Source organism: Ruegeria sp. BC6, assembly GCF_056539185.1.
Genome location: NZ_JBQFUM010000001.1, coordinates 1,269,016 through 1,288,298 on the forward strand (window position 1 = coordinate 1,269,016; position 19,283 = coordinate 1,288,298).

The window sequence follows — 19,283 nt, forward strand, 5'->3', positions numbered from 1 at the left end:
GGCGGGTCCTGTCTCTCCGCTTGGTCACGGCAAGTCAGCTGCGCTCCGGTTTTTCTATGTGCTGGGCGCCACAACCAAGGATTTCACCTGCACTCAGGCTACAGAACTCCTCGGCGTTGCGCCAAGTTTTCCTGTCCGCGCGGGCAACGGTGTTACCCGGATGCAAGAGTCCTCAGCATCCGCTCAGCCGCCACCGAGGGGCTGAGCCGCCCCGACCCGACCTCGGCGCCCAGCCGGTCCATCTCGGACCGGGCCAGCGGGGTCTCCAGCTTGGCGAGCAGCGCATGACGCACTTCCTGGTCGAACCAGTAGCGGGCCTGTTCGGCGCGGTTGGCGTCCCAATGACCGTTCTGTTTGCGCCAGTCGGCCAGGGCCTGCATCTCGGCCCAGGCCTGGTCCAGGCCGTGCTCCTCGACCGCTGAAACGGTCATCGCCTTTGGAAAGCCCTCGGGGTCCTGCGGACGTTTGCGCAGCAGGCGCAGCGCCCCGGCATAGTCGGCGCAGGTTCGGGTGGCGGTGGCTTTCAGGTCGCCGTCGGCCTTGTTCACAAGGATCATGTCGGCCATCTCCATGATGCCGCGCTTGACGCCCTGCAATTCATCCCCGCCGGCAGGGGCCAGCAGCAGCAGGAACAGGTCGGACATTTCCGACACCACGGTTTCCGACTGGCCCACACCCACCGTTTCGATCAGCACCACGTCGAACCCGGCCGCCTCGCACAGGGCGATGGCCTCGCGCGTGCGGCGGGCGACACCGCCCAGATGGCTCTGGCTGGGTGAGGGTCGGATGAAGGCGTTCGGCTCGCGGCTGAGACGTTCCATCCGGGTCTTGTCGCCCAGGATCGAACCGCCCGACCGGGCCGAGCTGGGATCGACCGCCAGAACCGCCACCCGCAACCCCTGCCCGATCAGCATCATGCCGAAACTTTCGATGAAGGTGGATTTGCCCACCCCCGGCGTTCCCGACAGGCCGATGCGTAGCGCCTGCCGCCCGGCGCCGGACAGCGCCTCCAGCAGTTGCGCCGTCTGGGCGCGGTGATCGGCGCGGGTGCTTTCGACAAGGGTGATCGCGCGGGCCAGCGCCCGGCGGTCGCCCTTGAGGATCCTGTCAGCAAGCTCGGCTGTGGTCATGGGTGGGGTCCTTCGTCGAAATCTGCCCTAGATGACGGGGATGGGCCGGGTTTGTCCAGTACCGCCGGTCGCGGGATTTGACGCAGGCGTTCTGGACCTTGGCCGAGGCTTTGGCGATAAGGCGGCATGACCCGCCTACCGATCGACGATGCCCTGCCCGACCTGATCGCAGCGCTGCGCACGCGTGGCCGTGCCGTGCTGCAGGCTCCGCCCGGCGCCGGCAAGACCACGCGCGTGCCGCTCGCGATGCGCGACGCCGGCTTGTGCGACGGACGCATCGTGATGCTGGAGCCGCGGCGGCTGGCCGCCCGCGCCGCCGCCGAACGCATGGCCGAGACACTGGGCGAACGCGCGGGCCAGACCGTCGGCTATCGCGTGCGGGGCGAGGCGAAAGTGTCGAAAGCCACCCGGATCGAGGTGGTGACCGAAGGCATCCTGACCCGGATGCTGCAATCCGAACCCGACCTGCCCGGCGTCGGGGCGGTGATCTTCGACGAATTCCACGAACGCTCTTTGAACGCCGATCTGGGGCTGGCCCTGTGCCTCGAGGTCGCCGGTGCGCTGCGCGACGACCTGATCCTGCTGGCGATGTCGGCCACGCTGGATGCCGATCCGGTGGCGCGGTTGATGGACGCGCCGCTGGTGACATCCGAAGGGCGCAGTTTCCCGGTTGAGACCCGCTGGCTGGACCGCCCGCTGGGCCCGCAGGCGCGGCGGCTGGACGCGTTGGTCGATCTGGTGGTTCAGGCCGAGCGCGAGACCCGCGCCACCGGCGGCGGTATTCTGGTGTTCCTGCCCGGCGAGGGCGAGATCCGCCGGGCCGAGGCCGCGCTGGCCGGGCGGCTGCCCGGCGATTGCGCGATCCGGCTGTTGTTCGGCGCCATGCCCTTTGCCGCCCAGCGCGCCGCCCTTGCGCCGGCCGAGACCGGGCGCAAGGTGGTGTTGGCCACCTCGATCGCCGAGACCTCGCTGACCATTCCGGACATCCAGGTGGTGGTGGACATGGGCCAGGCCCGCCGCGCGCGGTTCGATCCGGGCTCGGGCATGTCGCGGCTGGTGACCGAGCGCGTCACCCGCGCCGAGGCGACCCAGCGCGCGGGCCGCGCGGGCCGTGTGGCCGAAGGGCTGTGCTATCGCCTATGGTCGAAGGGTGAGGAAGGCGCCCTGCCCGCCTTTCCGCCCGCCGAAATCGAAGCCGCCGACCTGACCGGCCTTGCGCTGGAACTGGCCCTGTGGGGGGCCGAGCCGCAGGATCTGGCCTTTCTGACACCCCCGCCCGAGGGGGCGCTGGCCGAGGCGCGCGCGCTGCTGCGGATGCTGGGCGCTCTGGACGGCAAGGGCCGGATCACCGAACATGGCCGCGCATTGGCTGGCCTGCCGCTGCATCCGCGGCTGGGGCACATGCTGGTCACGGCCGGCGCGCAGGCCGCCCCGCTTGCCGCCCTGATGGCAGAGCGCGACCCGTTGAAGGGCGCACCGGTGGACCTGTCGCTGCGGCTCGAGGCGCTGCGCGATCCGCGCGCCTATCAGCGCAACCGGGTTTGGCCCGCCAATCCCGGCGTTCTGGACCGGATCCGGTCCGAGGCGAAACGGCTACGCGGCCAGATCAAGACCGATGGCGACCCGCTGAGCCCGGCGGCGATGGCCGCGTTGGCCTATCCCGACCGGGTCGGACAGCGGCGAAAGGGCGACGCGCCGCGCTATGTGCTGTCGGGCGGCAAGGGTGTGGTGATGGACCCCGGCGACCCGCTGGCCGCGGCCCCGTATCTGGTGGCCATCGACACGGACGGCAACCCGCGCGAGGCCCGTCTGCGCATGGCCGCGCAGATCTCAGAGGCCGAGATACGCACGTTGTTCGCCGACCAGATCGAATGGGTCGAGACCTGCGCTTGGTCAAAACGGGACCGTCGGGTGGTGGCCCGGCGGCAAGAACGGTTCGGCGCACTGGTGCTGGATGACCGCATCTGGAAGGACGTGCCCGACGAGTCCGTGGCCCGCGCGATGCTGGACGGCGTGCGCGATCTGGGCCTGCGGCTGGAGGGCAAGGCCGCGCGACTGGCCGCGCGGGTTGAGCTGGTGCGGGCGGCGGGCGTCGACCTGCCGGACTTTTCGGAAAACGGGCTGATGGACACGCTTGAGGACTGGCTGCTGCCGATGCTGACCGGCGTTCGCACCGCTGAGGATTGGAAGCGGTTCGACCTGCTGCCCGCCCTTCAGGCGCGGCTGAGTTGGGACCAGATGCAGGAACTGGACCGCCGCGCGCCCCCGGCCTTCGTCACGCCGCTGGGGCGCAAGGTTCCGATCGACTATGGCAAGGCGGTGCCCGAGATCGCGGTTCGCCTGCAGGAGATGTTCGGGGTCACCCAGCACCCTATTGTGGGCGGCGAGCCGCTGAAGATCACCCTGCTGTCCCCTGCGCAACGCCCGATCCAGATCACCCGCGACTTGCCGGGGTTCTGGGCCGGGTCCTATGCCGATGTGCGCAAGGACATGCGCGCGCAATACCCCAAGCACCCCTGGCCCGAGGACCCGACCCAGGCCGACCCGACCCTGCGGGCCAAACGCAGGGGTGCTTGAATACCGTCTGTCAGATTGATATCTCTCGCCGTCTGGAAGGCAGAACAACAAAAAAACGGCAGGCACCCGCAATGACATGGCTGCACAAATTCTGGGAGGGGGTCTTGAAACCCCTGTTTCAGCGTCCGCGCCTCGTGCAGTTCGCGGCGCTGTGTACCCGTGGCGATGGCTCAGATACGCAGGTGCTGCTGGTTACCAGCCGCGACACCGGGCGGTGGATCATCCCCAAGGGCTGGCCGATTGACGGGCTGATCGGGGCCGAGGCGGCAGAGCAGGAGGCCTGGGAAGAGGCCGGCGTGCGCAACGCCGAGATCGATCCAGAGCCGGTCGGCAGCTACTGCTACGGCAAGGTCCGCAAAAGCGGCGCGATCGATCCGGTCTGCACCACGGTCTATCGGCTGCGAGTCACCGACCTCGCCGATGAGTTTCCCGAAATGCACGAACGCACCCGCGAGTGGGTCTCGCCGCAAGAGGCGTCCGAACGCGTGCATGAACCAGAGCTGAAAAAGCTGCTGTTGCGGATCTAACCGCCGGCACTGCTCCGCCCTGCCCGGATCTGATCCGGGGTCAGCGGACCGGTCTCGCCCCGTGTGATCAGCCTGGCCACCCGGTCACAGATCGGGGTCGGTGTGCCGGTTTCGCGGCCCAGCCGGATGATCTCGCCCTGCAGGCTGTCGATTTCGGTCGGACGACCGGCATCCAGATCATAGGCCATCGAGGTGCGCGCGGCGGGGTCGATCGTCAGCATCCGCGCCGCGATGCGCGAAAACAGCGGCGTGGGCAGGCGCAGGATATGCGGCGTCATCCAGGCCGGCAGCGGCGTGGTCGAGGCCACGGGATGCCCGGAGGCGGCCAGAACCGCCAGCGCCTCGGCCATCTGATCGGCCATCAGGCGGCGCCAGTCGCGGTTCAATAGCTGTTCGCGCAGGGTCAGGCCCGACAGCGCGTTCAGAGCATTGTTGAGGTTGATGACCAGCTTGCCCCATTGCACCGCCTCGATCCCGTCGGTTTCGGTGACGGGCAGATCGGGCGAGGACAAGCGGCGGGCCAGCGCGCCGGGGCCGGACTGGATCACGATGTCGCCGGATGTCGCGCGATGCCAGGTGGCCGGACCGGCAGGCACCACGTTGAACGGCACCATCCCGGCGCGTACGTCCCGCCCAGGCAGCGCGGTGCGCAGGGTGCGCGCGTTTTCCATACCGTTCTGCCACGAAATGACCGGGGCCGCGGCCGGGGCGTGCGCGGCGATCAGGCGGGCCATCTCGGCGGTGGCGCCGGTTTTCACCGTGACCAGAACCAGATCGGCGTCGGACAGGCAGGCAGGGTCATCGGACAGGGTCAGACGGTCGGCGGGGATCGTTTTGCGCAGGCCCGAATAGTCGGTCGCGGTCAGCCCGTTCTGCCGGATCGGGTCCAGCACCCGCGCCCGGCCCAGCAGCGTGACGTGGTGGCCGGCATAGGCCAGCAGCCCCCCGCAATAGCATCCGATGCTGCCCGCGCCCGCGATCACCAGTTTCATGCCGTCCCCTTCCCGTTTGCCGTCAAGGATCGCCGGGATCGCGCGGGCGGGCAAGCCGGGCGGGCGCTGACGTCGCGTTCAGCGCGCGCGCCGGGGTTTGGTGCGTTCCAGCTCCGGGGTGATTGGTATGAACTCGTCCTCGTCCCCCGGCGGCAGGTGGAAGGCACCGTTGGCCCAATCGGCGGATTTCCATTCGCGGATCGCCGTTTCGATCTTGTCCTTCGAAGACGAGACGAAGTTCCACCAGATATACCGATCCTCATTCATCGTGGCCCCGCCCAGCAGCATCAGCCGCGCCCCCGCCGGCCCGGCAGTCACCGACAGGCGGTCACCCGGGCGGAAGACCATCATGCGGCCTTCCTCGAACCGGTCACCCGCGATCTCGACCGAGCCCTGGGTGACGTAGACGCCCCGATCCTCATGATCGTCGGGCAGCGGAAACGCGGCGCCGGGATCCAGTTGCACGTCCAGATAGAAGATTTCAGACAGCATCGTGACCGGGCTGGTTTCCCCATAGGCCGAGCCGAGGATCAGCCGGGCGCTGACACCGGCATCCTGGATATGCGGCAACGCGCCCTGCTTGTGATGTTCGAAATCGGGGGCCATGTCTTCGTGCGCTTCGGGCAGCGCGATCCAGGTCTGGATGCCGAACAGGCTGTGCCGCTTGGCGCGGGTTTCGGCGCTGGTGCGTTCGGAATGGGTGACGCCGCGGCCCGCGACCATCCAGTTGACCTCGCCGGGATAGATCATCTGATGTGTGCCGAGGCTGTCGCGATGTTCAAATTCGCCCTGGTACAGGTAGGTGACCGTGCCCAGCCCGATATGCGGATGCGGGCGAACGTCGATGCCGCCATCTGTGATGAACTCGGCCGGACCCATCTGATCGAAGAAGATGAAGGGCCCGACCAACTGTCGCTTGACCGAGGGCAGCGCGCGGCGCACCTCGAACCCGCCCAGATCGCGGGCGCGCGGGATGATCAGGGTTTCCAGCGCCGAACCTTCGCTGACGCATTCGGGGCTGTGGGTGGGGTTCCAGCTCATGTCGGCCTCCAATCCGGTGCGGCGGGATGTTCACTCTTGCCAATCTAGCGCAAAATACCAGCGGACAAAGTGCATCAGCGCACAGACAGGCTGCGCCCCGGATCAGCCCTGAGCGCGGGGCCAGAGTTGCGGGAAAAACGGGCCGGAGATCCGGTCGCCCTCGGCATAGCCGGCGGCCTCAAATTGCGCCCGCTCCTCCTTGGCCCAATCGCCGCGATACCGGATCACCCCGTCCGGCCCGGTCATGCGCAGGGTGAAGCGGCGCACGGTTTCCGTGGGCGTGACCGAGGACAGCCCCCCGTGCAGCGTGCGCATGTCGAAATAGACGCAATCGCCCAGATCCATGTCCCATTGCAGCAGGTCATAGGCGCCGGGATCGGTATTCACGTCCGGTGGCGGGTGATAGGTGCGGCCTGCAACCTGCGTGGGTTCATAGCTGGGGTGCCCGTCGGCGAACCGCACCCGCATGAACAGCTTGTCCCACAGGTGCGAGCCGCGCACGAAGGCGATCCCGTTGTCCTTGCTGACCGGTTCAAGCGGCAGCCACAGCACGCACATCGAGCCTTCGAAATCGAAATAGGACAGGTCCTGATGGAATGGCGGGCGAGAGGTCGATCCGGCCTCGCGCAGGAACCAGTTGTCCATCACCAGATTGATCGGCGCGGCGCCCAGCAATTCGGAAGCGATTGGCGCACAGGGCGAGTTGCGGACGAATTCCTCGAACTGTGGGATCTTGCTCCACGCCCAGTAATCCTCGAGATAGGCGGGCGCGTCCGGGTCCTTGGTGTGGCGGGTGAAGTTCTCGGTCGGGGTTTGCAGATCGGCGTCGATGCCCGCGCGCAGCAACTCCAGCCAGTCCGCGCTGAATTTCTGGCGCAACACCACCGCGCCGTCGCGGCGGAAGGCGGTGATTTCATCCTTGGTCAGCAGGCTCGCATCTGTCATCGGCTTCCCCCTTGGTGACGCAACCAGAAGGATCGCACCTGAAAGGCGCAGGCGTCAAAGACTTTTGCCGCCTCGGTCCATTCCACGCGCTTTCGTTCGCTGGTTGGCCGGATTTTGCCCGGAACGCTCGGAATGAGCCGTGATCGTGCTATGCTTCCACTGTGGCGGTTGGAACAGCTGCCGGGTCAGCACAGGAGAGGTTTCGATGCCCGGAGATTCACTGAACCGAAGAACCATGTTGGTGGCCGGCACGGCGTTGGTTGCCACGGCCGGCAGCGGGCTGATTCTGCCTGCGCGGGCCAGTGGGTTGGCGCCGACCCCGTCGATGCGAGGCGGATCGAACAACTACCGCCCGGGCGCGCCGATCGTCGACCGGATCGGCGGCGGCGGCTTCTGGATGACCGGCACCGTTCGGCAGGCCAGCGACGGCGCACCCCTGCCAGGTCAGCGCATCCAGATCTGGGCGCATACCACAGAAGGCCACGAGCGCGACCCGCAAAGCCACGGTGCCACCCTGACCGATGCGAACGGAGAATTCCGGCTGGAGATGCCGCAGATCGTGCCGGCCTTTGGTCAGCCGCATGGACATCTGGCCTATGACAGCGGCGAATTCGAGACCGTCTTCCTGCGCCCGATCATGTCCAGTGCGCGCGACAAGACCCTCGCCGCGCATTTCGTTCTGCAACCGGTCTGAACCACGTGCCGCACCCGGGCGTCCTTGCGGTCTGGCTGGCGTTGATCGCGGCCGTTGCGGTGCCCGTGGTGGTGGCGGGGTTCAGCCCGTATCTGGCCTGGCGCAGCCCAATCTACATCGCTGCGGGCTTTGCCGGAGTCATCGGGTTGGGATTGCTGCTGGTACAGCCGCTGCTGGCTGCGCGCATGTTGCCGGGGCTGACCGCGATGAACAGCCGAATGGTGCACCGCTGGGTCGGCATCGCCCTGATCGCCATGATTGCCCTGCATGTGGGCGGGTTGTGGATCACCAGCCCCCCGGACGTGGTGGATGCCATGCTGTTCCGGTCGCCTACCTCGTTCTCGGCCTGGGGCGTGGCGGCCATGTGGGCAGCGTTCGCCGCCGCGGCGCTGGCCGCGCTGCGCAGCCGGCTGGGATGGCGGTTCCGCCCCTGGCGGTTGGCCCATGCCAGTCTTGCGCTGGTGACCATCCTGGGCACGGTCGTTCATGCCCTGCTGATCGAGGGCGCAATGGAAACCGTCACCAAGGCCACATTGTGCGGGCTTGTATTATTCGCCTGCGTCGGGGCGTTGATCAGATTGCAGGTCTGGGTCGTGAAACCGCGGGGTTAAGCGACGGGCGCACGTCAGGTCGCCAGGCGCTTGGCATAGGTGGCGCGGTTCATCTCTACATCCCGTACGGTAATGTTGCCGACCTTCGGCGCCGCGGCGGCCAGAACATCCAGAATGATCGCGTTCAGCTCGGCTCGCGTCCGTTCATCCCGTCCCTGCATCAGCAACAGAGAGGCATGGATGAAGGTCTGCGGCTCGGTCCCGATGAAGGAATATGGGATCGGCATCGCGCGGATTTTGAGCGTTGGTGCGTCAAACTCCTCATGCGCGGCGAGGACCCTATAGAGTTCTTCGCATATGGCTTGAAAATCATGCGATTGCTCAAGTCCGGCTGAAAATTCCAAGACGACGTGCGGCATGGGAGCCTCCAAGAACGAAAGAGAACCAGTGGCTCCCATTGAATGTCTGAGGGGGCTTCAGACCCCCAAACACCAGCGCATTACCGCCTTCTGCGCATGCAGGCGGTTTTCGGCCTCGTCAAAGATCACCGAGTTCGGCCCATCCATCACCTCGGAGGTCGCTTCCTCCTCGCGGTGGGCGGGCAGGCAGTGCATGAACAGGGCGTCGGGTTTGGCATGGGACATGAGCTCCGCGTTGACCTGATAGGGCCGCAGCAGGTTGTGCCGGCGTTCCTTCGCGGATTGGGAATCGTGCATCGAAACCCAGGTGTCGGCCACAACCAGATCAGCGCCATCGACGGCCTTGTACGGGTCGCGTTCGACCACGATCTTCGAGCCCTTCTGGCGGGCGAAACCCATGAACTCTTCCTCGGGATCGAACTGGGCGGGGCCGGTGAAGGTCAGGTCAAAGCCGAACTGGCCCGCCGCGTGCAGGAACGAGGCGCAGACATTGTTGCCGTCACCCGTCCAGACCACCTTTTTCCCGTCGATGGGGCCGCGGTGTTCTTCATAGGTCAGCACGTCGGCCATGATCTGGCAGGGATGGGTGCGGTCGGTCAGGCCGTTGATCACCGGCACGTCCGAGTATTCGGCCATCTCGGTCAGGATGGTTTCGTCAAAGGTGCGGATCATGATCATGTCGACATAGCGCGACAGCACGCGGGCGGTGTCGGCGATGGTCTCGCCATGGCCCAGCTGCATGTCCTTGCCCGACAGCACCATGGTCTGACCGCCCATCTGGCGCACGCCTACATCGAACGAAACGCGGGTCCGGGTTGATGGTTTTTCGAAGATCAGCGCGACCATGCGGCCGGCCAGCGGCTGTTCATCGTCGGGTGCGGCCTTAGGGCGGCCCAACCGGGCCTGCTTCATCGCGCCGGCCTGATCGATCATCGACCGCAGCGCGGCGGCGTCGGTTTTGTGGATATCAAGGAAATGGTTCATGTCGGTTCGCTTTTTTACTGTCGGTTGCCGGGGGCACCGCCCCCGGCGCATTCGGGAATAGGGGGCGTCAGGCCGAGGCGAGTTGGCCCTGGACCTGCCGGGCGGTTTTCTCGAGGCGGATCTGGGCCTGGGCAATGTCATCCTCGGTCAGGGTCAGCGGCGGCAGCAGGCGGATCACGTTGTCGGCTGCGGGCACGGTGATGACTTCGTTTTCATAACCGGCCGCGACAACATCGGCGTTGGACGCCTTGCATTTCAGGCCCAGCATCAGGCCGGATCCGCGGACCTCTTCGAACACGTCGGGGTGATCGGCGACAAGGCCCTCGAGCTTTTGGCGCAGCAGCCCTGCCTTGCGGTTGACACCGTCCAGGAAGGCCGGGGTCGCCACATGGTCCAGAACCGCGCAGCCCACCGCGCAGCCCAGCGGGTTGCCACCATAGGTCGACCCATGGGTGCCTGCGGTCATGCCGCTGGCGGCCGCTTCGGTGGCCAGCACCGCGCCCAGCGGAAAGCCGCCACCGATACCCTTGGCCACCATCATGATGTCGGGCGTGATGCCCGCCCATTCATGGGCAAAGAGTTTCCCGGTCCGGCCGACGCCGCATTGCACCTCGTCAAGGATCAGCAGCAGCCCGTTGTCGTCGCAGATCTGGCGCAGGGCCTTGAGCTCGACATCGGGGACGGGGCGGATGCCGCCTTCGCCCTGGATCGGCTCGATCATGATCGCGGCGGTCTTGTCGCTGATCGCGTTGGTCACACCGTCAAGATCGCCGAAGGCGACATGCACGAACCCGGGCAGCAGCGGGCCGAACCCCTTGATCATCTTCTCGGACCCGGCAGCGGCGATGCCCGCTGAAGAACGCCCATGGAAAGACCCATCAAACGTGATGATCTCCACCCGCTCGGGTTGCCCCTGATCGTAGAAGTATTTGCGGGCCATCTTGACCGCCAGTTCGCAGGACTCGGTGCCCGAATTGGTGAAGAACACCGTGTCGGCAAAGGTCAGATCCACCAGCTTGTCGGCCAGCGCCTGCTGCTGCGGGATCTGGTACAGGTTCGACACGTGCCACAGCGCGTGCGCCTGTTCAGTCAAGGCCCCGACCAGTGCCGGGTGGGCATGGCCCAGCGCATTCACCGCAATCCCCGCGCCTAGATCAAGGAAACGTCGGCCGTCCGCCTCGGTCAGCCAGGCGCCTTCGCCCTTAACGAAGGTCAGCGGAGCACGATTGTAGGTCGGCAGAACGGACGGGATCATCGGATCATCCTTTTTGGAAAACTTGAACCCAGTGACTGAAACACTGAGACCGGGTTCGTCAACAGATTTGGTGAGAGATGCGCGGATTTGGGTCGCGCGCGCAGGATCAAACGGGCCGGTTACGCGGTGATGCGTCGGCGTCGGAGCGGCAGTATATGCGCGAGTTTGATCATGGGCGCCCGTATAGCGGGGCCAGCCCAGTGTGGAAAGGCAAAATGTATCCGCACATGGATTTTTTGCTGGCGCGGGTCGGGCGCCTTGCAATTCGGGCTTGTCATTTCTTTTACGCTGGCGCACCGATGGCCCATGTTCTCACCACAAGCCCACAACCCTGCCCTGGCAGCCGTACTTATCTTCTGCGCCAGCGCTTTCATCGCGGGCACGACATTGCTGGCCAAAGCTCTGGGCACCGAGACACTGGGCCCGCCCCTGCACCCGATGCAAATCAGCCATGGCCGGTTCCTGTTCGCATTTGTGGTCATCGTGGCCGCGGTTGGCGTCCTGCGTCCCCAACTACGGCGTCCGCATTGGGGTCTGCATATCGGACGCACCAGTTTCGGGTGGACTGGCATTACTCTGATGTTCGCGTCGGTCGCCTATATCCCCATAGCCGATGCCACGGCGATATCGTTTCTGAACCCTGTTTTCGCGATGGTTCTGGCCATTCCTCTGCTGAAAGAGACCGTTGGGCCTTGGCGCTGGCTGGCGGCCGCGGTGGCTTTGACGGGGGCGATCATCCTGCTGCGCCCGACCCCCGACAGCTTTCAACCCGCGGCTCTGCTTGCCTTGGCGGCGGCGGCAGTGATCGGGATGGAATTGATCTTCATCAAAAAGCTGTCTGGCCGCGAGAGCCCAATCCAGATCCTGCTCATCAACAATGCCATGGGCTTGACGATTGCCAGCATCGCGGTCGCAACCGTCTGGCAGCCACCATCGCCCGCTCAGTGGGCGGCTTTGGCCGGCATTGGTTTTCTGATGGCTTGCGCGCAGGCCTGCTTCGTCAATGGAATGGCCCGGGCAGATGCCTCGTTCGTAGCGCCAATCAGCTATGCAACGCTGATATTCGCCGCGCTTTATGACTTTGCGGTGTTCCGGGTCGTTCCGGATTGGGTCAGTTTGCTGGGCTCAGGGGTCATTTTGACCGGAGCGCTGATCCTTGTCTGGCGCGAGGCCCGAGCCAGACGCCGCTAGAATTTTTTCTACGGCCTTGTCCGCAGGCGACCCCGATGTCGCAAACTCTCATGAAACCGACACCGCATGACGCACCCTGAATGCGGTTGGTTAGAGAGATTGCCCGATGCACGAACGCCGAATCCCGGAATGGGTCCGTCATGCGCCCGCGCCCTCCGTTCGCAAGTTCGGCATACTTGCCGGGTTCGAGGCCGTGGTTCGCGGCATCCTGATTTCCGTATTCCCCTTGGTGATGTACCGGGCCATGGGCGACGCCGGGTCCGTCTCGCTCGTTTACTTTCTGGTAGGCCTCGTTTCGTTATTGGCCGGACTGATGGTGCCGTTCCTGATCCGTTATGTCCCGCGACGATGGGCCTATACAGCCGGCTGCGTTATGTTCATCACCGGCGCTCTGCTGGCCATCGACGGCAGCCCCGAGGCCGTGATCGGGGCACTTGCGCTGAACACCGTGGCCGCGGTGGTTACTTTCATCTGCTTCAACGCCTACGTTTTGGACTACATCAGCAAGATCGAGCTCGGCCGCTGCGAAACAAGCCGGATGTTCTACAGCGCGCTGGGTTGGACAGCGGGGCCGATGGCAGGCGTGATGCTGATGGAATTATGGGCCCCTGCCCCTTTCGTCATCAGCGCGGCCGCCGCCACTGGGATGCTGATCATGTTCTGGGCCATGCGTCTGGGCAACGGCAAACTGATTACCAAGGCCAGAGGTGCGACGAAGAATCCGCTGTCATTTCTGCGACGGTTCTTTGCCCAACCGCGGCTGGTGGCCGGGTATCTGTTTGCCATGATCCGGTCCTGTGGCTGGTGGATCTATGTGGTCTACCTTCCGATTTTCGCCATCGAAAACGGGTTGGGTGAGCAATTGGGCGGCACGCTTTTGTCCGCCACGAACGCCATGCTGTTTGCTGCCCCCCTGATTCTGCGCTGGGTCCAGAACCGGTCACTGCGCAGCGCCGTGCGAACAGGCTTTGCCGCCTGCGCCACATGTTTTCTGTTGGCTGCATTTCTCTCGGGCTGGCCGGTGGCATCGGTCGTCGCACTGGTCATGGGGTCAATCTGGTTGATCGTGCTGGACATATGTGCCGGTCTGCCATTCCTGATGGCGGTGAAGCCGTCCGAGCGGACAGAGATGTCTGCAATCTATTCCAGCTATCGCGATGTTTCGGGAATTCTGACACCGGGCGTTGCCGCCTTGGTGTTGCTGGCGACACCGGTGGCTGGTGTTTTTGCGGCAGGTGGGCTTGCAATGCTGGGAGCCTGGTCCGTGGCCGCACGACTGCACCCGCGGCTGGGACGCCCTCGCGTGCCGCTGCAGCCCGGTTCGTTGTCCGAAGCTGCCTAGGCCTTCAAACGGTAACCGGTCCGCAGCATTTGCCATATGACGGCGCAGATCAGCAGGGTCGACAGCAAACAGACGGCCATCCCCAACATAGGGTTGCTGTCCGACACTCCGATCATGCCGTATCGCAATCCGTCGATCAGGTAGAAAACGGGGTTCACGTGACTGATCCTGTTCAGCAACGGCGGCAACGCGTCGACCGAGTAGAAGGTGCCGGACAGAAACGCCAGCGGGGTAACGATGAAGTTGGTGATTGCGGCCATCTGATCGAACTTGTTGGCAAAAACCCCTGCCAGCAGGCCCAGCGCGCCCATGAACGCACCCCCAAGAATGACAAAAACCAAGGCCAGCACGGGATGCTGCGGCATCAGCCCCAAGCCAAGCGCCAGCGCAGCGGCCAGCATCAACGCGATCAGCACACCCCGTGCGATGCCGCCCGCCAGATAGCCCAGCAAGATCTCGAGTGGGGACAACGGCGGCATCAGCGTGTCCACGATGTTGCCCTGCACTTTCGAGATCACCATCGAGGACGAAGTGTTGGCAAAGGCGTTCTGAATCACCGTCATCATCATGATCCCGGGCGCCAGGAATGTCAGGAACGGCACGCCCATCACATCCGGTCGCCCTGGGCCGACGGCGATGTTGAAGATCAGCAGGAACAGGCCCGCTGTGACCAGAGGCGCCAGCAGGGTCTGCGTCCAGACCGCCAGGAAGCGCAGGGTTTCGCGCTGGGCCAATGTCCACAACCCCATCCAGTTGACCGCTCCGAAACGGCGCATGTCCTGATCCGCGAGATTCTGCATTCCTGCCCCCAATCTGATTCGATGACCGCTTGTAACTCGGCCCGCAGTGATTAGAATAGGGCGCTGAGACGAATTCCGAAGGCGGCCCGTGACCGAGGCCGCTTTCCCGCTTTTGAAAGGCTACCCATGTCCTGGACAGACGAGCGCGTTGAACTGCTCAAGAAAATGTGGGGCGAAGGCCAGTCGGCCAGCCAGATCGCCAAGGAACTGGGCGGGGTCACCCGCAATGCGGTGATCGGCAAGGTCCATCGCCTGGGCCTGTCGAACCGTACCACCGGCGCCGCACCGGCCAAGGCCGAGCCCAGGGAAAAGCCGGCCCCCGCGCCCAAGGCCGAGGCCAAGCCCAAACCCGCCCCCAAGACCGAACCGGCCCGCCCCGCAGCAGCCGCGCCGGCCGCCGAGGCAAAGCCGGCCACGCCGCCGCGCCGCCAGATCATTCCGGCCGGCCAGCCGCTGCCGCCGCAGCCCTCGGCCAATGAGATCAGCCCCGAGGCACTGGCCAAGGTCAACGAGGTCGAGAAGAAGGCCAAGAAGCTGACCCTGATGGAACTGACCGAGAAGACCTGCAAATGGCCCGTGGGCGATCCGGCCACGGATGATTTCTGGTTCTGCGGTCTGCCGGCCGAGCCGGGCAAACCCTATTGCGAGGCGCATGTGGGCGTCGCCTTCCAACCCATGAGCTCGCGCCGCGACCGGCGGCGCTGAGGCCCATGCGCCAGGATCCGACAGCGATGGAGGATACCTGGCTGGCCCGGGCCAAACGGCTTTTGGCGCTGGCCGAAACCGGCCAGCATTTCACCACCGATCCGTTCGACCGCGAACGTTATGACGAGATCGCCGGAATGGCCCGCGCGATGCTGGCCGACCTGGGTCGGGTGCCTTTGCCAAAGATCGAAATGGCGATGCCTGCCCACGCGGGCGGATACGCAACACCCAGCATCGACATCCGCGCCGCCGTAATTCGCAACGGCGGTATCCTGCTGGTACGGGAACGCAGCGACGGGTTGTGGGCGATGCCTGGCGGTTTTGCCGATATCGGCAGCTCTCCGTCGGAGAACATCGAACGCGAAGTCTTGGAGGAAGCCGGTCTGCGTGTCACGGCGCAGACACTCTATTCCGTACGCCACAAGGCACGGCATCCCTACCCGGCAGATCCACGGGACTTCTACAAACTGTTCTTCCTGTGTAGCCCTTTGGATGTCGCCGCCCCGACCCCGGGCCCCGAAACCAGCGAAGCGGCGTTCTTCGCCCCGGATGCGTTGCCGGACCTGTCCCTGACACGCAATCTGGAAAAAGACATCCACGATGCGTTTCAAGCGAACGGCAAGTCACCCAGCCCGGCGATGTTTGACTGACCGTTACTGCGCCGGATGTGAATGCGGCCCTGCCGGCAGGTGCACCCATTTGGGCAGTTCGTCGGGCGAAACCGAGACATGCAGGCGTTCGGACGGGTCCTGACCTACGGTGCGATGCTTGCGCAGCAGGAAGATCTTGCCCCACCCCCGCCACGTCCCGACCGACGGTGCATGCGGATCGGTGGGAAAGCGGGTGCGCCAATCTTCAGGCAGAGGCAGACCGTGCAACTCAGCCTTGTCGAGCATCCACACCAGCGAAATGTTGGCCAGCGGTCGCGCGGGCTCGAACCCGCTGAGTTGCCCCCCGACGTCACCATGCGTGCCGCGGAACCAGACCTGTTCGCAATGGCCGCGGAAATCCGGTGCGGTCGACCAAAGGACCGGCGTGAAGACCTCTCGCGTTTCATCCAGCGCCAGCGCATGATACCCGTGCCGGGTGGACGGCCCGAGGTTGTGGTTGTGAAATGAATGCCGCTCTTCGGCCATGCGCCACAGCAACGGCAGGCGCAGTCCCAATGCCTTGACCGTGTCCCAGACACCGACCATCTCAATTTCGACGCCGCCGTGGCAGAAGTTCCGGCGAAAGTCCTGTGCGGCCTGCCCGCCCGGGTTGCACTCATAATGCCGGTAGGCCTGCTTGATGTTGCGCTCGGTCGCATGCTCGGCCTGCAGCAGCCCGATCATATCGATGACGCCGGCAAGGCTGCGCACACCATAGGCGCCGCGGGAATAGCCGATGAAGTAGATCCGATCGCCGGGCTTGTACCGCGAGGCAAGATAGCCGTAGGCTCTGCGGATCTGGCGATTGATCCCCCGCCCCATCATCACGTCCAGCGTGGATTTCCAGCTCTCCCATTGCACGCCCGCTTCATAGAAGACCGAGACCTGATTGCCCATTTCGCAGCACAACCGAAAGGTCTGACCGGCATGGGTCTCGAACCCGGGCTCCAGGGTCGACATCGTTCCGTCCAGGATGATGACATGACTGATGGGTTCGCGGTGGCGCGTTTCGGCAGAATGCTCGGACCGCAGGGGGCGGCCGAGCCATCCAAGTATCTTCTTACCGAACCGCGACAGTACCATTCGACAACAATTCCCAAACCTTGACCGGAGTGAACGGCATGTCCGCCTGCCGCACTCCATGATCCCAGAGCGCATCCTGCACCGCATTTGCAACCGCGGCCAATGCGCCAACGGTGCCTGCCTCGCCGCAACCTTTCATTCCCATGGGGTTGGCCGTTGACGGAACCGGCGCCGAGGTAAACCTAATCATGGGTATGTCAGCGGCGCGCGGCAAGGCGTAATCCATGAACGTTGCCGTGAGCAACTGCCCCTCACCATCATGCACCACGTGCTCGCACAGCGCCTGGCCGATGCCCTGGGCCACCCCGCCATGCACCTGCCCTTCGGCCAGCATGGGGTTGATGAGATTGCCGAAATCATCGACGACCGTATAGCGGTCGACCGTCGTCGTGCCGGTTTCCGGGTCGATCACGATCTCGGCAACATGGGCGCCGTTGGGATAGCTGCGCGCCTCGAGCCGCGTGCGGGCCTCGTGCTGCAGCAGGTCGGTGCGGCCATCCGCGCGGGCCATCTCGGCCGCTTCGATCAGCGTGGGCGTCAGGTTCGACCCCGGCGCGCGGAAGGTTTCATGGTCGAAGGTCACATCACTTTCCTCGACCCCCATTTTATCCGCCAGATAGGGCGTGAATGCGGCAATCATCTGGTCAATCGTGACCAGCGTCGCCGCGCTTTGCACCGTAACCGAGCGCGACCCGCCGGTGCCGCCGCCCTGCGCCATGCGGTCGCTGTCACCCTGCACGACCCGGATCCGGTCGGCCGGAATTCCCGTCTGGTCCGACAGGAACTGGGCATAGACCGTCTCATGCCCCTGCCCGTTCGATTGCGTCCCGACATAAAGGTTCACGGTGCCATCCTGACAGAATTCGATTTTAGCGCCTTCGGAAGGGTCGCCCAGAATGCTTTCGATATAGTAACAAAGCCCCTGCCCCCGGATCAGGCCGCGTTCGGCGTCGGCGGCCTTGCGCGCGGCGAAACCGGCGGTCTGTTCGGCGGCGCGGGACAGAACCATTCCGAAATCGCCCGCGTCATAGGTTTCACCGGTGGCCGAGACATAGGGAAAAGCCTCGGGCCGGATGAAGTTGCGGCGGCGCAGTTCCCACGGGTCGACGCCCAGTTCCCGCGCGGCGCGGTCCATCGCGCGTTCCAGCACATAGATCGCCTCGGGGCGGCCGGCACCGCGATAGGCATCGACCTGGGTGGTGTTGGAATAAAACCCCTCGACCCGCAGATAGGTTTTCTGCACGTCATAGACGCCGGGCAGCACGCATTTGAACAGGTTGGTCTGGATCGCCTGGCCGAAATGGCTGTTGTACGCGCCCAGGTTGCAGCGGCTGTGGACCCGGTAGGCGGTGATGCGAAGATGCTCGTCAAAGGCCAGTTCGGCCAGCGAGGTCAGGTCGCGCCCGTGGTGGTCGGACAGCATCGCCTCGGTCCGGTCCGACATCCAGTGCACGGGCTGGCCCAGTTGCATCGCCGCTACTGCGACCGAGAAATACTCGGGGTACGGCATCGCCTTCATGCCGAACCCGCCGCCCACATCGGGCGTGGTGACATGGACCGCCTGCGGGTCCAGCCGCAGCTTGTCGGCCAGCTGCGCCTTCATCCCCCAGACGCCCTGCCCGCCATAGCTAAAGTGCAGCCGCCCGTCGGACCAGACCGCGTTGCAGCCGCGCGGCTCGATTGAGTTCACGATCACCCGGTTGTCGGCCACCTGCAGCGACACGACATGAGCGGCAGCGTTAAAGGCGGCCTGGGTCGCGGCCTCGTCGCCCACGGCCCAGTCAAAGGCGCGGTTGTCGGGGGCCTCGGGGTGCAGCGGCTCACCGCCCGGCGCAAGGTCCAGCTTGGCGGGGCGGTCGGCTGTGTCCATCCAGATCAGCTCGGCGGCGTCGCGGGCCTGCGCCAGCGTTTCGGCCACGACCATCGCCACCGGCTCGCCGACAAAGCGCACCCGGTCGCGGGCCAGCATGTGGCGCGGGGGACTGGCGGCGCGGCTGCCGTCGCGGTTGACAAGGATCGTGGCGCTCAGCACCGGGTCGATTCCGGCGGCGATCAGGTCATCGATGGTCAGCACCAGCCGCACACCGGGCGCGGCGCGGGCGGCGTCGAGGTCCAGCGCGGTGATGTCGCCATGCGCCACCGGGCTGCGAAAGAACACCGCGTACAGCGCACCGGGCGGCACCGTATCGTCCATGTAGCGCCCCTGACCGGTCAGGAACCGCTGATCCTCGGTCCGGGTGACCGGTTGGCTCTTGCCGAACTTTTCCATGACGCGCCCCTTTCGCTGCCTCAGACCGCGACCCTAGCCTTGATGCGGCGGATGTCCAGTGCGCGAGGTGCTTGGCCCTTTCCCTTCCCGCCGCCATTCGCTATTGCAGGCGCTGACCCAAGATCGAT

General features: G+C 65.2%; 18 protein-coding genes. 8 read left to right on the forward strand and 10 right to left on the reverse strand.

Features of this window, described 5'->3' with window-relative positions; all coding sequences use genetic code 11:
- Positions 1-152 precede the first annotated feature (152 nt).
- Positions 153-1,130: a methylmalonyl Co-A mutase-associated GTPase MeaB gene (gene meaB / locus ACR0MM_RS06355; protein WP_170449253.1), complete on the reverse strand. Its 978-nt coding sequence runs from the start codon at positions 1,128-1,130 to the stop codon at positions 153-155.
- Between the two features lie 126 nt (positions 1,131-1,256).
- On the opposite strand from meaB, the gene hrpB reads away from it, so the two are divergent.
- Both hrpB and ACR0MM_RS06365 read left to right on the forward strand, forming a co-directional pair.
- On the forward strand, positions 1,257-3,707 hold the full coding sequence (hrpB, locus tag ACR0MM_RS06360; protein ID WP_480695053.1) for an ATP-dependent helicase HrpB: 2,451 nt from the start codon (positions 1,257-1,259) through the stop codon (positions 3,705-3,707).
- Between the two features lie 71 nt (positions 3,708-3,778).
- Complete coding sequence (locus ACR0MM_RS06365) at positions 3,779-4,234, forward strand: NUDIX hydrolase (protein WP_480695055.1); 456 nt, start codon at positions 3,779-3,781, stop codon at positions 4,232-4,234.
- Here the strand turns inward: ACR0MM_RS06365 and ACR0MM_RS06370 are convergent.
- From ACR0MM_RS06370 to ACR0MM_RS06380, 3 genes are all read right to left on the reverse strand, one after another.
- Positions 4,231-5,226: a 2-dehydropantoate 2-reductase gene (locus ACR0MM_RS06370; RefSeq protein WP_480695057.1), complete on the reverse strand. Its 996-nt coding sequence runs from the start codon at positions 5,224-5,226 to the stop codon at positions 4,231-4,233. The genes ACR0MM_RS06365 and ACR0MM_RS06370 overlap by 4 nt on opposite strands.
- Positions 5,227-5,304: 78 nt before the next feature.
- Positions 5,305-6,267: a pirin family protein gene (locus ACR0MM_RS06375; RefSeq protein ID WP_222457025.1), complete on the reverse strand. Its 963-nt coding sequence runs from the start codon at positions 6,265-6,267 to the stop codon at positions 5,305-5,307.
- A gap of 102 nt (positions 6,268-6,369) precedes the next feature.
- Positions 6,370-7,212 carry a phytanoyl-CoA dioxygenase family protein gene (locus tag ACR0MM_RS06380; RefSeq protein ID WP_480695059.1) on the reverse strand — a complete coding sequence of 281 codons (843 nt, stop codon included), beginning with the start codon at positions 7,210-7,212 and terminating at the stop codon, positions 6,370-6,372.
- Between the two features lie 205 nt (positions 7,213-7,417).
- Here ACR0MM_RS06380 and ACR0MM_RS06385 point away from each other — a divergent pair, with 205 nt between their 5' ends.
- Both ACR0MM_RS06385 and ACR0MM_RS06390 read left to right on the forward strand, forming a co-directional pair.
- A complete protein-coding gene (locus ACR0MM_RS06385; protein WP_480695061.1) occupies positions 7,418-7,906 on the forward strand; it encodes a twin-arginine translocation pathway signal in 489 nt (162 codons plus the stop codon).
- Positions 7,907-7,911: 5 nt separating this feature from the next.
- Positions 7,912-8,517, forward strand: a complete 606-nt coding sequence (locus ACR0MM_RS06390; RefSeq protein ID WP_170362983.1) for a ferric reductase-like transmembrane domain-containing protein — start codon at positions 7,912-7,914, stop codon at positions 8,515-8,517.
- A 14-nt stretch (positions 8,518-8,531) separates the two neighbouring features.
- Here the strand turns inward: ACR0MM_RS06390 and ACR0MM_RS06395 are convergent, their stop codons facing one another.
- The 3 genes from ACR0MM_RS06395 to ACR0MM_RS06405 form a co-directional block, all read right to left on the reverse strand.
- Positions 8,532-8,876 carry a 5-carboxymethyl-2-hydroxymuconate Delta-isomerase gene (locus ACR0MM_RS06395; RefSeq protein ID WP_170337995.1) on the reverse strand — a complete coding sequence of 115 codons (345 nt, stop codon included), beginning with the start codon at positions 8,874-8,876 and terminating at the stop codon, positions 8,532-8,534.
- Positions 8,877-8,933: 57 nt separating this feature from the next.
- Complete coding sequence (gene argF / locus ACR0MM_RS06400; RefSeq protein WP_170337993.1) at positions 8,934-9,860, reverse strand: ornithine carbamoyltransferase; 927 nt, start codon at positions 9,858-9,860, stop codon at positions 8,934-8,936.
- Between the two features lie 67 nt (positions 9,861-9,927).
- Positions 9,928-11,115 carry an acetylornithine transaminase gene (locus tag ACR0MM_RS06405; RefSeq protein WP_480695063.1) on the reverse strand — a complete coding sequence of 396 codons (1,188 nt, stop codon included), beginning with the start codon at positions 11,113-11,115 and terminating at the stop codon, positions 9,928-9,930.
- Positions 11,116-11,421: 306 nt separating this feature from the next.
- Between ACR0MM_RS06405 and ACR0MM_RS06410 the strand changes: the two genes are divergently transcribed.
- Together ACR0MM_RS06410 and ACR0MM_RS06415 are read left to right on the forward strand one after the other, a co-directional pair.
- Positions 11,422-12,306, forward strand: a complete 885-nt coding sequence (locus ACR0MM_RS06410; protein WP_170370860.1) for a DMT family transporter — start codon at positions 11,422-11,424, stop codon at positions 12,304-12,306.
- Between the two features lie 106 nt (positions 12,307-12,412).
- The gene (locus tag ACR0MM_RS06415; RefSeq protein WP_480695066.1) at positions 12,413-13,648 is read left to right on the forward strand and encodes an MFS transporter; all 1,236 of its coding nucleotides are present in this window, start codon (positions 12,413-12,415) and stop codon (positions 13,646-13,648) included.
- On the opposite strand, the gene ACR0MM_RS06420 is transcribed toward ACR0MM_RS06415, so the two are convergent.
- Positions 13,645-14,448, reverse strand: coding sequence for an ABC transporter permease (locus ACR0MM_RS06420; RefSeq protein WP_170337564.1), 804 nt, complete (start codon positions 14,446-14,448; stop codon positions 13,645-13,647). The genes ACR0MM_RS06415 and ACR0MM_RS06420 overlap by 4 nt on opposite strands.
- A 126-nt stretch (positions 14,449-14,574) precedes the next feature.
- Between ACR0MM_RS06420 and ACR0MM_RS06425 the strand changes: the two genes are divergently transcribed.
- Entirely contained in the window at positions 14,575-15,153 is a 579-nt protein-coding gene (locus tag ACR0MM_RS06425) for a GcrA family cell cycle regulator (protein ID WP_480695068.1), read from the forward strand.
- 5 nt (positions 15,154-15,158) lie between these two features.
- Complete coding sequence (locus tag ACR0MM_RS06430; protein ID WP_480695070.1) at positions 15,159-15,803, forward strand: NUDIX hydrolase; 645 nt, start codon at positions 15,159-15,161, stop codon at positions 15,801-15,803.
- Positions 15,804-15,806: 3 nt separating this feature from the next.
- Here ACR0MM_RS06430 and ACR0MM_RS06435 read toward each other — a convergent pair whose 3' ends face one another.
- The gene (locus ACR0MM_RS06435; RefSeq protein ID WP_480695072.1) at positions 15,807-16,886 is read right to left on the reverse strand and encodes a DUF2235 domain-containing protein; all 1,080 of its coding nucleotides are present in this window, start codon (positions 16,884-16,886) and stop codon (positions 15,807-15,809) included.
- The gene (locus ACR0MM_RS06440; RefSeq protein ID WP_480695074.1) at positions 16,864-19,155 is read right to left on the reverse strand and encodes a xanthine dehydrogenase family protein molybdopterin-binding subunit; all 2,292 of its coding nucleotides are present in this window, start codon (positions 19,153-19,155) and stop codon (positions 16,864-16,866) included. Before ACR0MM_RS06440 ends, ACR0MM_RS06435 begins: the two co-directional genes overlap by 23 nt.
- Positions 19,156-19,283: the final 128 nt, after the last annotated feature.

Coding starts and splice junctions, on each gene's coding strand:
- meaB (WP_170449253.1), bottom strand. CDS start 1,130: ATGACCACAGCCGAGCTTGCTGACAGGATCCTCAAGGGCGACCGCCGG.
- hrpB (WP_480695053.1), top strand. CDS start 1,257: ATGACCCGCCTACCGATCGACGATGCCCTGCCCGACCTGATCGCAGCG.
- ACR0MM_RS06365 (WP_480695055.1), top strand. CDS start 3,779: ATGACATGGCTGCACAAATTCTGGGAGGGGGTCTTGAAACCCCTGTTT.
- ACR0MM_RS06370 (WP_480695057.1), bottom strand. CDS start 5,226: ATGAAACTGGTGATCGCGGGCGCGGGCAGCATCGGATGCTATTGCGGG.
- ACR0MM_RS06375 (WP_222457025.1), bottom strand. CDS start 6,267: ATGAGCTGGAACCCCACCCACAGCCCCGAATGCGTCAGCGAAGGTTCG.
- ACR0MM_RS06380 (WP_480695059.1), bottom strand. CDS start 7,212: ATGACAGATGCGAGCCTGCTGACCAAGGATGAAATCACCGCCTTCCGC.
- ACR0MM_RS06385 (WP_480695061.1), top strand. CDS start 7,418: ATGCCCGGAGATTCACTGAACCGAAGAACCATGTTGGTGGCCGGCACG.
- ACR0MM_RS06395 (WP_170337995.1), bottom strand. CDS start 8,876: ATGCCGCACGTCGTCTTGGAATTTTCAGCCGGACTTGAGCAATCGCAT.
- argF (WP_170337993.1), bottom strand. CDS start 9,860: ATGAACCATTTCCTTGATATCCACAAAACCGACGCCGCCGCGCTGCGG.
- ACR0MM_RS06405 (WP_480695063.1), bottom strand. CDS start 11,115: ATGATCCCGTCCGTTCTGCCGACCTACAATCGTGCTCCGCTGACCTTC.
- ACR0MM_RS06410 (WP_170370860.1), top strand. CDS start 11,422: ATGTTCTCACCACAAGCCCACAACCCTGCCCTGGCAGCCGTACTTATC.
- ACR0MM_RS06415 (WP_480695066.1), top strand. CDS start 12,413: ATGCACGAACGCCGAATCCCGGAATGGGTCCGTCATGCGCCCGCGCCC.
- ACR0MM_RS06420 (WP_170337564.1), bottom strand. CDS start 14,448: ATGCAGAATCTCGCGGATCAGGACATGCGCCGTTTCGGAGCGGTCAAC.
- ACR0MM_RS06425 (WP_480695068.1), top strand. CDS start 14,575: ATGTCCTGGACAGACGAGCGCGTTGAACTGCTCAAGAAAATGTGGGGC.
- ACR0MM_RS06430 (WP_480695070.1), top strand. CDS start 15,159: ATGCGCCAGGATCCGACAGCGATGGAGGATACCTGGCTGGCCCGGGCC.
- ACR0MM_RS06435 (WP_480695072.1), bottom strand. CDS start 16,886: ATGGTACTGTCGCGGTTCGGTAAGAAGATACTTGGATGGCTCGGCCGC.
- ACR0MM_RS06440 (WP_480695074.1), bottom strand. CDS start 19,155: ATGGAAAAGTTCGGCAAGAGCCAACCGGTCACCCGGACCGAGGATCAG.